This window comes from Salinicoccus halitifaciens (assembly GCF_021026095.1).
GTDB classification, from domain to species: domain Bacteria; phylum Bacillota; class Bacilli; order Staphylococcales; family Salinicoccaceae; genus Lacicoccus; species Lacicoccus halitifaciens.
Window position 1 is genome coordinate 15526 of the sequence record NZ_JAJNCU010000002.1, and the last position, 12781, is coordinate 28306.

The following is a 12781-nucleotide window of genomic DNA, read 5'->3' on the forward strand; positions in this document are numbered from 1 at the left end:
AACATAAGACGGGTTGTATTAAGGGTGTGTTACATCTTTCAAATTATGTAGATACGTATATGCATATTCTATATACTGAGTTTAAGCATTTTGAACAGTATATACATGTTTGAAAGTATGGAGGGAAAGCTATGAACAAAAAGCACTTGAAAATCACGTTGATATCCATACTCATCACATCAACACTTTTCAACTCGGCAAATGACCACATTGCTGATGCAAATGAAGATATAGATGAAAGCTATCAGGAAGAAAATGATATAGATGACGGTGGAGATGCACCGTCGGATGAGAATGAATCAGTGGCAGGGGGCCAGAACGAAGCAGGAACCGCACCGGAGGAAGCGGTGGATGATGCACCTGCAGAAACACCACGTGCATCTGAAGATGAAGCGATACTGCAACCAGCCGATGGTGTCGAGCAGGAAATAGAGACGTTTGAAGCGACCGGGGAAGAGCCGCTTCCGGTTGAGGTTGAAGGACCTGAAGAGCCGATAGTGGAAGACCCGGCAGAAGACCCTGCAGTTCAGGATCCTGTAATTGAGGAACCTCAGGCCAAGGAACCTGTCGCTGAAGAACCCGGGGACTCCGGTGAAGGGGCTGAAAACGAAACAGAGGACCTCACCGGTGGGGGAGAAGAGAATCTTATCGGGGAACCCGATGATGGTGGCGATGTGGGGAACGGCATCAATGAAGACCCTGTGTTTGAAGAATCGGAAGATCATGTTGAGACCGGCCAGCCGGAACAGTATCAGCCGGCACAGGAAGACGATTTCACATACGACCAGCCTGTCGAAGAAGAACAGAGTGAAGCTTTGGAGAGCTACGACTATCATTATGAAGAACCGTCCGCAGAGCAGCCTGAGGAGGCCGGCAGCTGGAATACCGGGGGATACGGTGATTCAGGGACTGAAGAAGTATTGTACGAAGACCGTGCCGGCACGGCAGGGAAAAAGCTCCACCGTTATGATTACGGGGATATTTTAAGCGGAATCAGTTTCAGCCCGGGAGAATCGGATGAGTCCCTGGCACTCCTCGATAAAAGGGTCAACCGCATCATGACTTCGAAAATCCTTGAAGAGGATGAAGTATCCGAAGAGGATGTATTGGAACTTGAAGAAGAAATAAAGAATGAATCCGGCATCACTTCATCGGACCGTGATGTATTACCGAACACTGGTGAAGCGAGCAATTATAATTACTTATACAGCATTATGCTGATTGCAGCGGGCACCATCCTGTTCTTCATGACCAAAAGGCCGCGGCAGGAATAACTTGATCAACAAAAGAACGGGCGCTTCCCGGCAGGGGAGCACCCGTTCTTTTTTCATTCAGAGACGGTATTAATTAAAGTTTCGTATCATCTATCGCGTCCAGATAACGGCCGGCCTCCTCGATGACCTCTTTCAGGCTGCCTTCCTCGAATGGCGACCTGAGTCCTGCCATACTGACTAGCGCGTTGAACGGGAGTGACCCGCCGAGCTTGCACAGCGCCACATAATCTTTCCATGCTGCTTCAAAGTCTTCATTTGCACGTTTCCAGAACTGGAGGGCACAGACTTGTGCCAGCGTGTAGTCGATATAATAGAACGGATCGCCGAAGACATGGATTTGACGATGCCAGAATGAGCCGTCCACAAGGGGTTCGATGCCATCGTAGTCCCTGTGCGGCAAATATTTTTCCTCGAGCTTCTTCCACTCATTGCGGCGTTCTGCCGGTGTCATTTCCGGATTCTCATAGACGATGTGCTGGAATTCATCAATCGCCACACCGTAAGGGAGGAACGATATATTGTCCGCCATATGGGAAAACTTGAATTTATCCGTATCTTCTTCAAAGAACAGATCCATCCACGGATAAGTGAAATATTCCATGCTCATCGAATGGATTTCCGCAGATTCAAGTGTCGGGAACTGATATTCAGGCACATCAAAGCGTGACATATACGTCTGGAATGCATGTCCCGCTTCATGTGTCAGAACGGTCACATCATCCAGTGTGCCGTTGAAGTTCGAGAATATGAAAGGCGAATTATATTCGGGGATGAACGTGCAGTAGCCGCCGCCTTCCTTGCCTTTCTTCGCTTCCACATCGAATAATTCACGCTCGGTCATGAAGGTGTAGAATTCATCCGTTTCCGAAGACAGTTCCTTATACATCTTTGCCCCATTATCCATTATATCCTCAGTGTCGCCTTTCGGCGTGGCATTGCCGGTGAGGAAATCGAACGATTCGTCGTATGATTTCAATTCCGTGAGGCCGATGCGGCGGCGCTGGCGTTCCTTCAGCTTCGTGACGAGGGGTACCACGTACTCCGCAACCTGGTTTCTGAACTTCTCGACCATGTCACGGTCGTAGTCGATCCTGTTCATCCTGACATATCCGAGTTCGACGAAATCCTCGTAACCAAGCGTTTTGGCGATTTTATCCCGCGTCTTGACGAGCCTGTCATAAATATCATCAATCTCATCCAGGTTATCCCCCATGAATCCCTGGATGGCGAGTGTGGCCTCTTTTCGGGTGCTGCGGTCGGGATCCTGCATATATGGACCAAATTCGGATAAGTTCAATACTTTACCGTCGAATTCTATCTCTGCCGAAGCCAGAAGCTTCGAGTATCTGGTGGAAAGACGGTTCTCTTCCTGCACCAGCTCCTTGATCGATGAATCGTAACTCTTCAGCTCATTTTCAGCAAGTGCGAAAAGCTGTCTGCCGTACAGATCTTCCAGCTCGAACCGGAAATCACTGTTCAATATCGCATCATAGTACTTGTTGTTTATTTCAGTTATGACCGGACCGTATTCATCAAAGAAGTTCCTTTCCGTATCATAGAACTCATCTTTGGTGTCTATGCTTGCACGTATATTTGCGAGTGTCTCCATCGTATCCAGGTGGTTGAAGATCTTATTGAGTTCATCCACGACCCTGCTCTGGGCTTTTGCGCTGTCCGCCGCGTTGAACTTTTCGATCAGTTCCGATACTTCTTTTGAGATTTGCTGTAAATCGGGTCTTTCATATTTATATTCATGGAACTTCGTGACCATTCTGTTTCCCCCTTATTGTTAGTCATGAATAATTCTATCACACCCATACATGACAATCTAAAATTTGAAGGCGGGGTGCTCATTAAACCCATCATTTTCGGGTAGAGTAAAGAGATGAATACAGAAAGACAGGGGGAAAGGTGAATATGGAAATAGATGAAGAATTGGAATATCAATTAGGTGAAGTGACAAGAAAGACCCATGATATGGAAATTCCGGTCATGATCATAATAGAAGGACCGCCGGCATCAGGCAAATCCAGATTGTCGAACGCACTGTATATGGCACTTGATGCGAAATATACGGATTTCATAGCGACGAGGCCGGCAAGGGGGATCGACCTGCGTTATCCCTTCATGCAGCGCTTCTGGAACCACCTGCCGAAGGCCGGGGACATCAACATCCATTTCAGAAGCTGGTATGCCCAGTATATAGAGTATAAGGAAGCGGGTATCACCGAGAACGTTGCGGTGGATTACAGTGAAATCGCAGAAGATATGCAGAATTTCGAAAAGATGCTCCACAACAATGGTTATGAAGTCCTGAAATTTTATGTCAATACTTCTGAGGAAGTCAGGCAGAGGCATCTGGAAAAGCTGAAGGAAAACCCGGTCCTCAAATGGAAGGCGGAGGAATTTGAAGAAAACCTTGAGCTCTTCGATTATGAGGAAGAGATGCAGGACTTCGTGGAAGAAGATCAGCTCATCCCATGGACCGAAATCGACTTTGAAAATAAAAATGAAGCGATCAATACGATGTTCTCCACAATCATTGAAAAACTGGAGGCAAGGATTGAGAAAGAGAACACGACACCCGTCCCGAGAATCGTCAGTGACTTCACGCGTTATTTCGAGACGGAGCTCTTCACTTTCGATTTTGAAAAGGAGAAGATAAAAAAATCCGAGTATAAGGATATACTGCCGGACCTGCAGTTGAAAATGCGTGAACTCCAGTTCCGGCTGTATCAGCATAAGATTCCCCTGATCCTCGTATATGAAGGGATGGATGCAGCCGGCAAGGGCGGCAACATCAAACGGACACGGGAAAGGCTCGACCCGACGGGCTATACGGTCAATGCAATCAGTGCACCGACCGACATGGAACTTGCACATCACTACTTATGGCGCTTTGCGACGAGCATACCGCGCAGCGGGCATATCGGATTCTTCGACAGGAGCTGGTACGGCAGGGTGCTCGTGGAACGGGTCGAGGGGTTTGCGAGCCAGAAGGAGTGGACGCAGGCGTATGATGAAATTAAGGACTTTGAGAAATCCCTCTACAATTCCGGGGCGGTCATCCTGAAATTCTTCTTATCCCTGGATAAGGATGAACAGCTCAAACGATTTGAAAAGCGTGAAAACAACATTGAAAAGCAGTGGAAAATCACCAGTGAGGATTGGAGGAACAGGGAAAAATGGGATCGGTATCTGGAAGCGAGTGAAGATATGATCAAAAAGACGGATACCGATTATGCACCCTGGCATATCATCCCCGGCAACGACAAAAGATACGCACGTATCGAAGTGCTGAAGAAAATCATCTCGGCCGGTGAGAAGGTGCTGGAAGATGAGTGAACCATTATTTTAATGTATAATCCATATAGTAAGAGATTAAAAGAAAGAGGAAGAGAAGATGAGGAAATTATTATTACCCATAGGGATCATTGTTGGTTTGATCATCATTTTTGCGATTCTTGTCGTTCCGAGATACAACACACTGGTCAACCTGGATGAAGATGTGCTGCAGGCCGAATCGAATATCCAGACCCAGCTGCAGCGGCGTGGGGATTTGATTCCGAACCTGGTCAGCACTGTTCAGGAATATGCAGACCTTGAGCAGGAAATCTTCACTGACATCGCGGAAGCGAGAAGCAATATCACGAATGCGGATGACATGTCAGAAGTTTCTGAAGCGGATACGGAAATGCGTTCCGCCCTATCCAGGCTGATTGCGGTCGCAGAGGATTACCCTGAATTGCAGGCGAGTGAACAGTTCACGGGCCTGCGTGACGAGCTTGCCGGTGCGGAGAACAGGATTGCCGTGGCAAGGCAGGATTACAACTCCACCGTCCAGGCTTTCAACAGGAATGTCAGGACATTCCCGGGGAACATGATTGCCGGGATATTCGGATTTGAGGAAAAACCGTACTTCGAGGCGGATGAGGAGAGCCAAGAGGTGCCTGAAGTGAACTTCGACTCAGGCGGGGACGAGTCCGGTGATGAGTGATGAAACACTTTTTGCCGGTCGTTGCAGCTTTATTCCTCGCTGTGCTGTTCAGTCAGGAGGCGATGGCACGGGAGGAACTGCCCGAGCTCGATACAAATAATTATTTCATACAGGATCATGCAGATATCCTCAGCCCCCAAACGGTTGAAGAATTGAACGCACTCGGTGAACATCTTGAAGAGGGCACCGGTGCTGAGCTTCTGCTGATGACGATGCCGACCATAGGCCAGGAGCACAGGCAGGATTATGCGCTCAGGGTACTCAGGGAATACGGTGTCGGAAAAGCAGAGCATGATAACGGTATCGTGATTTTTTTGAATCTGGACAATGGAAATGAATTCAATAACCGCGGCATCGACATCCAGGTCGGTTACGGTGTCGAAGGGTATTTGAACGATGCGAAAATCGGAAGGATCATCGACAACACCGCAATGGAGAGTTTCCAGAACGCAGCAGCTGCACCGGATGAAAGCACTGCGAATGCATATTATGAAGAAGGGCTTGTGAACCTCTACAATGCCATCTACCAGGAATCCCTGGATGCATACGGTTTTGTCGACGGGGAATTCACGAGGGAGACACCCCAGGATGATGCGGAGGCGTTGAGTTTCTCCGGCAGCATCATCAGGATTTTACTCGCCATGGGTGTGATCTACCTGCTTTATAAAATGTTTTCCAACAGAGGCGGCCCGGGCGGTCCGCGCGGGCCGGGAGGCAGAAACAGACGCGCAAGGCGCCGTGGTGGTCCGGTTGTACTGTTCCCGCCGTCAGGCGGCGGATTCGGTTCCGGTGGCGGCTTTGGCGGCGGCGGCGGTGGTTTCGGAGGCTTCGGCGGTGGATCCGGCGGCGGCGGCGGTGCCGGCCGCGGATTCTGATACACGATGAAAAAGAGACTGGAAGAGATTCCAGTCTCTTTTCTTATTTTTAAATTTTAACAGCCGATTGGTATTCTACCTGAAAAACCGTGCATCATACCCAAGACGTTCGGAAGCATCTTCCCCCGCCGCAATGACTTTTGCTGCGATATCACGGATTTTATATTCTTTCATGCGCTGTATGGGGCCGACAACAGTGATTGCACTCACCACTTTCCCAGTATAGTCGCGTATCGGGGCAGCAACCGATCTCGTTCCTTCAGTCAATTCCTCGGTGCTGACCGCATAATTTTTTTCACGGATCATTTCCAGTTCCCTGCGAAGGTGTTCGGGGTCGGTGATGCTGTTTCTGGTGTGCGAAATCAATCCCTGGCTGATGACATCCTCGACCACCTGCTCTTCACTGAAAGCGAGAAGTACTTTGCCGGAGCTCGTACAGTATGAAGGGTTCCGTCTTCCAAGATGAGTAAGTATCCGAACAGGGTGGTAACATTCCTCCTTATGTATGTAGATCGTATCCAGGCCATCCATAACTGCTAAATGTGTGGTTTCACCTGTATCGTTCACCAGTTTATGCAGGACAGGGGAAGCTTCTTTATGAATATCCAAATCAGTGGTGACAATACCTGCAAGCGTGAGTACCGAGACACCCAGCCGATAGGACTGGGTGTCTTTGTCTTTGATGATAAACCCTTCATTGGCCAGGGTTGACATTAGCCGACTGACTGTACTTTTTGCCAGTCCCAATGATTGAGACAGTTCACCGACCCTTTTTGTCGGTTCAACCGCAGAAAAACTCTTTAGAATCCTTAAGGCGTTAGTGACAGAAGAGAGGACTTGCGGATCGGGCTTATTATTTGCCATGGACTTCACCTCATTGATTTTTGTTTTACATGAAGGAACTTAAAAAATTGAATTTTCCCGGAATATGTATTGATTGTACCTTATTGGCAGCGCTTTCTAAATAGTTTTTGAAAATTCAATCAAAATATTTTTAATTGTTCCATATGGAGGAACAGTGGACTTTTAAAGGTTTTCAGCCGAATCTATAATGAACACATATCGATGAAGCAGTGGGGGACGCTCCATAATTCATTCGTAACTGTAAGTGGGTATGTATGCGCTATCAAAATTTAGGAGGATTTTATTTATGAAAACTGAAACAAAACAAAGTGTGATGGAATGTCTGCATTTCATCAATGGAGAATATGTAAAGTCGTCGAATGCCAAAACGTTTGAAAATGTGAATCCCGCAACAGAAGAGGTGCTCGGCAATGTCGCAATAGGAGGAACAGAAGAAGTTGATCAGGCGGTAGCTGCTGCGAGGGAGGCATTGAACGGGGAATGGAAAAACATGCCTTTGAAAAAGCGCTCCAATATCCTCCGTAAAATAGGTGATTTAATCCTGGATAGGAAAGATGAACTGGCGGAACTCGAATCCCTCGATACAGGCAAGCCGCTATGGTTGTCCCAGAAAGTGGATATTGATCGTGCAGCGAACAATTTTTATTTCTTTGCTGATTATATGACAACGGTTGGGACGGAGGCTTATGAGCAGGATGATATCGCCATCCATTATGCCAAGCGTCGTCCGGTAGGGGTAGTGGGGCTGATCAATCCATGGAACCTCCCGCTGTTCCTTATGACATGGAAATTGGCGCCGGCTCTGGCGGCAGGCAATGCAGCTGTGATGAAGCCTTCGGAAGTGACACCGATGACCGCCACTGTGCTGGGAGAAATCTGCAAAGAGGCCGGTGTACCGGATGGTGTGGTGAACATGGTGCATGGGTTCGGTGAAACCGGAGCGGCACTTTCCTCCCATGAAGATGTGGATGCCATCGCCTTCACCGGTGAGACGATCACAGGCACTGAAATTATGAAGGCTGCAGCACCGACATTGAAGAAATTGTCCTTCGAGCTTGGCGGCAAGAATCCCAATATCATTTTCGCAGATGCTGATCTTGAAGATGCGATTGAAACGACGGTACGTTCGAGCTTCATCAACCAGGGCGAAGTATGCCTGTGCGGTTCGAGGATTTATGTGGAACGACAGGTATATGATGAATTTCTGGATCGCTTTGCAGAAAAGACGAAAGAACTCGTGGTGGGCGACCCGTTTGATGCCGATACAAAAGTTGGCGCCTTGGTGAGTGAAGAACATTATCAGAAGGTGCTCGGCTATCTGGATATCGCAAAAGAAGAAGGCGGCACATTCCTGACAGGCGGTAAAGCAGCTGAAGGGTTCGATAAAGGATTCTTTGTGGAGCCGACGATCATTACAGGGTTGGGGAAAGATTCGAGATGTGTGCGCGAAGAAATTTTTGGACCGGTTGTGACTGTGGTTCCATTTGATACAGAAGAAGAACTGCTGGAGCAGGTCAACGACACGCACTATGGCCTGAGTGCAAGCGTATGGACCAGTGATGTGAAGCGTGCCACCGGGTTCAGCGGAAAAATTGAAGCCGGCATCGTCTGGGTCAATACATGGTTCCTGCGTGATCTGCGCACACCATTCGGCGGAATGAAGCGCAGCGGTCTCGGCCGCGAAGGTGGGGCCCACAGTTTCGATTTCTACTCTGAATTAACGAATATCACTCTCAAAATGTAGGGGGAAATCATGTGAAAACTGAATATACGACGAAAACCGTAGGTTATGCAGATCACTTGAACAGTGCCGGGAGTAAAAAGGAAGGGGTCCAGCCGATTACAGAGCTGGATCCTGAAATTTCCATCGAGGATGCTTATGATATACAACTGTATACGATAGAACAGAATGTGAAGAGCGGCCGGCGGATCACGGGCAAGAAAATTGGCCTGACATCCAAAGTGATGCAGGAAGCGTTGGGAGTAGAGGAACCGGATTACGGACATCTATTAGATGATATGCAGGTGAAAAATGGCGGGACGATTCCACTGGGCCGTGTCCTGCAGCCGAAGGTGGAAGGAGAAATAGCTTTTATCCTGAAGGACGACCTGGAAGGGCCGGATGTCACTATCCAGGATGTATTAGAAGCCACTGAAGTGGTGGTACCCGCCCTTGAAATCATAGACAGCAGGATAAAGGACTGGAAAATCACTTTGGCTGATACGGTCGCAGATAACGCGTCGTCCGGACTGTACCTGCTCGGTGATATTCCGACTAAAATTGAGGATATCGATCTGAAACAGGTTGAAATGACGCTCTACAAGAACGGCATTTTACAAAATACTGGAGTCGGTACAGCTGTTTTGGGAGATCCCGCAAAATGCGTGGCATGGCTGGCCAATAAACTCTCAAGCTATGGAATAACTCTGAAGGCCGGCGAAATCATCCTGTCAGGGGCGCTGTCGGCTGCTGTAGAAGCCGGGCCCGGAGATTACTTTTCCGCAAAGTTTTCGGGTCTTGAAGAAGTGCGGGTTTCATTCGATGAATATGAGGAGAGATGAACATGGAGAAAAGTAAGGTCAAAGAGCTGGCAGATTATGTGCATAATGCGGAAAAAGAGAATAAGGAAATATTGAAGATCACTGCGGAGTTGTATCCATCACTTTCCATTGATGAGGCATATCTCGTCCAGGAAGAATTGGTCCGTCAAAAGCTGGAAGAGGGTTACCAGATCACCGGACCAAAGATGGGTATTACCAGTGAGGCCAAAATGAAGCAGATGGACGTGGATGATCCAATATACGGTTATGTATTTGATAATATGATTGTCGAAGAAGGTGATTCGATTTCCATATCTGACTATATCCACCCAAAAGTGGAACCTGAAATCGGGTTTATTTTAGGAGAAGATCTGGAAGGGCCGGGTGTAACCACGCTGGATGTGCTGCGTGCCACCGAGCATGTTTTTCCGGCTATCGAGATTATTGACAGCCGGTATGAGAATTTTAACTTTACGCTGCCGGATGTCATTGCAGATAACACTTCTGCAGCAGGTGCGGTGTTTGGCACCTGTCTAAGAAAACCTGAAGAGCTGGAACTGGATGTAGTCGGGGTGACGTTATCCATAAATGGAGAGGTCCAGTCACTGGGGGCAGGGGCTGCAGTATTGGATCATCCGGCCAAATCGATTGCGAGGCTTGCAAATATGCTGAGCAGAAAAGGAGAGAAAGTAAAAGCGGGTCAGCCCATCCTCTCCGGCGGCATCACGGCAGCGGTGCGTTTATCTCCCGGGGATTTCGTCAGCGCGAAATATGGCGGTCTGGGTGATGTATCATTTTTCGTGAAGGAATAAAACAGCATTTGAACTGACGGAGGAGGGAAGACATTTGCCACTTATTAATGTGAAGATAATGGAAGGCAGATCCGAAGAAAAAATAGAAGCACTGATGAAGAATGTGACAGATGCAGTCAGTGAATCACTCGATGCACCGAAGGAGAATGTGCGTGTGATCGTTGAGGAAGTACCGAAAACGCGCTGGGCCATCGGCGGGACGAGTGCTAAAAAACTGGGAAGATGAATAAGCATTAAGAGCAGCAGGGATGCCTGCTGCTTTTTTTGTCTACTCAGCGTGGGCTACTGAGTACTTATGCTGGATGATCGAGTAGATGATTTTTTTAGCGACCTTTTCCATCTGCGGATTTTTGCGGTATTGGACATAGACGCTGTTCTGAAGATTATAGAGGTTGCTTATTTCCCGGACCTCTATGCCGGGTTCATGTCTTTTATCAATTCCGAGTTCAGGTATGATTCCAATCCCGATGTCATTGGCAACAGCTTTCAAAAGCATTTCATTATTCTCCACATCAATACGTGTTAAATTGTTTGCTCCAATCAACTCTTTATCAATCAACTGCCATAATACGGAATTTCTTCTGAAACTTATAATCGTCTCATTATTCAAATCTTCAACACTGATTGACTGCCGGCTGCATAAATGATGATTCGCCGGCAGTACGAGTATGAGATTATTCTCAAATAGATATTCCGAAACCACCTCACGGCTGTCCGCCAGCACCTCTCTTGTAAATACAATATCCATCTCCCCGGACAGGATACTTTCATTTAAGCTGACCGAATCATGACCTTCGGTCACTCTGATATCCATTCCTCCAATTGATTTGACCGTTTTTAGGAGCTCTATGATAAAAGAATAGTCATAACCCGGGGAAAAACCGACTTTTATCACCGGGGATTTAAGTATGTTGGGAATTTCTTTCGAGTGTTTAATATAAATTAAAATTTTATTGGCGTACTCTGTCAGCATATTACCTTCGTTGGTCAGAAAGATTTCATGTCCGACCCTCTTAAAAAGTTCACACTGCATAATATCTTCCAAAGCTTTTATGCGTGATGTAATGGTTGGCTGGGTCACATTGAGTACAGCTGCAGCTTTTGAATAGCTTTTATGTTCGACTATGGTAAGAAAGGTTTGCAATTGGATTTCATTCATTCTATTCCCCCTGAAATTCACACTTTTATTTTAGAAAACGTTTCCACGTTACCATTTTATTGGTCAAGCGGATAATTTGTCAAATTAACAGATAAATAAGGCTCATTGTTCCGTATAGAGGAACAGAATTTTCCATTAACACTATAAGGTGTGTTTTTTGTTGATATGAAGGGCTTTATCATCAAAGAATCCTTAGTCTCAGGCCGGTTTTCAGGAAGTGAGTGTCACTTTTTTCGGCTTTTTACAATGTAACGAAAGCCGGTCGATAGAAGTTCCTTTAAAAATAATTAGAAAATAAAGAAAAATCTGATTTGTATCGCCGGTCTGCCGCTCTTATAATTAGAATCATAAATAATTCATATTTGCTGCAGGTTCATGTTTGTCTGAACCATTGCAAAAGATGAATTTCTATTTGAAGAAATGTAAGTGCTTACAAGAGTTATGAGAAAGGGGAGGGTTTGGATTGGAAGATCGATTGATGAGTGAATCACTGAAAGGGAAAGTGGCCATCGTCACAGGTTCGGCCAGAGGTATCGGCAATGCCATCGCATTGAAGCTGGCTCAGTCAGGGGCGGATGTAGTCATCAGCGGGACAAATGAAGAGCGTACGAAAACAGCTGCAGAAGAAATGCAGAAACTGACAAATTCGAAGGTCAGTTACTATGCCGGAGATCTTTCGGATGAAGGCAATGTTGAAGAAATGGTTGAAAATGCAATAAAGGAATCGGGAAAAATTGACATCCTGGTCAATAACGCAGGAGGCGGCGTCATATTACCTTTCCTTGAACAGACCCCTGAAACATTAAAGATGACGATTGACAGAAATTTATGGACAACCATCTGGTCAAGCTATAAAGTACTGCCCCACATGGTGGAGGCAGGGTACGGGCGGATCATCAATGTCGGTGCTGATTCAGTGCGGAACGGGCTTTGGGATCATGCAGCCTATAATGCTGCAAAGGGCGGTGTGCATGCGATGACCACAGGGTTGGCCCGAGAGTTTGCGGATAAGGACATCACGGTGAATACTGTGGCACCGCCTGCAGTCGAAGGTGAACTGCTGAATAAAATTAAAGAAAGAGATGCGGGACTGACAGATAAATATATCGAAATCATCCCGAAAGGAAGGGCCGCTTCAACAGCAGAAGTTGCAGATGCTGTATGGTATCTGTCGACGGACGGTGCAAGTTTCATCACGGGTCAGGTCATCAGCGTCAACGGTGGAAGCAATATGCTTTAAATTTAAATGAATATATGGA

At 47.0% G+C, this 12781-nt stretch carries 12 protein-coding genes; 9 read left to right on the forward strand and 3 right to left on the reverse strand.

Translation table 11 applies throughout. The annotated features are described in order from the left end of the window. Nucleotides 1-131 precede the first annotated feature (131 nt). Nucleotides 132-1274 carry an LPXTG cell wall anchor domain-containing protein gene (locus LPW40_RS04775; RefSeq protein WP_230821091.1) on the forward strand — a complete coding sequence of 381 codons (1143 nt, stop codon included), beginning with the start codon at nt 132-134 and terminating at the stop codon, nt 1272-1274. Nucleotides 1275-1347: 73 nt separating this feature from the next. Here LPW40_RS04775 and LPW40_RS04780 read toward each other — a convergent pair whose 3' ends face one another. Then, the gene (locus LPW40_RS04780) at nt 1348-3045 is read right to left on the reverse strand and encodes a M3 family oligoendopeptidase (protein ID WP_230821092.1); all 1698 of its coding nucleotides are present in this window, start codon (nt 3043-3045) and stop codon (nt 1348-1350) included. 146 nt (nt 3046-3191) lie between these two features. On the opposite strand from LPW40_RS04780, the gene LPW40_RS04785 reads away from it, so the two are divergent. The 3 genes from LPW40_RS04785 to LPW40_RS13585 are packed head-to-tail and all read left to right on the forward strand — an operon-like array spanning nt 3192 to nt 6146. After that, entirely contained in the window at nt 3192-4619 is a 1428-nt protein-coding gene (locus LPW40_RS04785) for a phosphate--AMP phosphotransferase (protein ID WP_230821093.1), read from the forward strand. Nucleotides 4620-4677: 58 nt separating this feature from the next. Next, entirely contained in the window at nt 4678-5271 is a 594-nt protein-coding gene (locus tag LPW40_RS04790; RefSeq protein WP_230821094.1) for a LemA family protein, read from the forward strand. Then, nucleotides 5271-6146 (forward strand): TPM domain-containing protein, encoded by an 876-nt coding sequence (locus LPW40_RS13585; RefSeq protein ID WP_269063241.1) that lies wholly within the window; start codon nt 5271-5273, stop codon nt 6144-6146. The genes LPW40_RS04790 and LPW40_RS13585 overlap by 1 nt, the downstream gene beginning before the upstream one ends. Nucleotides 6147-6221: 75 nt before the next feature. On the opposite strand, the gene LPW40_RS04800 is transcribed toward LPW40_RS13585, so the two are convergent. Further along, complete coding sequence (locus LPW40_RS04800) at nt 6222-7010, reverse strand: IclR family transcriptional regulator (RefSeq protein ID WP_230821095.1); 789 nt, start codon at nt 7008-7010, stop codon at nt 6222-6224. A gap of 286 nt (nt 7011-7296) precedes the next feature. Here LPW40_RS04800 and LPW40_RS04805 point away from each other — a divergent pair, with 286 nt between their 5' ends. From LPW40_RS04805 to LPW40_RS04820, 4 genes are read left to right on the forward strand one after another with little or no spacing between them, the layout of a single operon-like run. After that, nucleotides 7297-8754, forward strand: coding sequence for an aldehyde dehydrogenase (locus tag LPW40_RS04805; protein ID WP_230821096.1), 1458 nt, complete (start codon nt 7297-7299; stop codon nt 8752-8754). A gap of 11 nt (nt 8755-8765) precedes the next feature. Further along, nucleotides 8766-9572, forward strand: coding sequence for a 2-keto-4-pentenoate hydratase (locus LPW40_RS04810; RefSeq protein ID WP_230821097.1), 807 nt, complete (start codon nt 8766-8768; stop codon nt 9570-9572). Between the two features lie 2 nt (nt 9573-9574). Then, on the forward strand, nt 9575-10363 hold the full coding sequence (locus tag LPW40_RS04815; RefSeq protein WP_230821098.1) for a 2-keto-4-pentenoate hydratase: 789 nt from the start codon (nt 9575-9577) through the stop codon (nt 10361-10363). A gap of 13 nt (nt 10364-10376) precedes the next feature. Beyond that, complete coding sequence (locus LPW40_RS04820) at nt 10377-10589, forward strand: 4-oxalocrotonate tautomerase (protein WP_330166177.1); 213 nt, start codon at nt 10377-10379, stop codon at nt 10587-10589. A gap of 42 nt (nt 10590-10631) precedes the next feature. On the opposite strand, the gene LPW40_RS04825 is transcribed toward LPW40_RS04820, so the two are convergent. Next, complete coding sequence (locus LPW40_RS04825; protein WP_230821100.1) at nt 10632-11522, reverse strand: LysR family transcriptional regulator; 891 nt, start codon at nt 11520-11522, stop codon at nt 10632-10634. A gap of 463 nt (nt 11523-11985) precedes the next feature. On the opposite strand from LPW40_RS04825, the gene LPW40_RS04830 reads away from it, so the two are divergent. Further along, a complete protein-coding gene (locus tag LPW40_RS04830; RefSeq protein ID WP_230821101.1) occupies nt 11986-12762 on the forward strand; it encodes an SDR family NAD(P)-dependent oxidoreductase in 777 nt (258 codons plus the stop codon). Nucleotides 12763-12781: the final 19 nt, after the last annotated feature.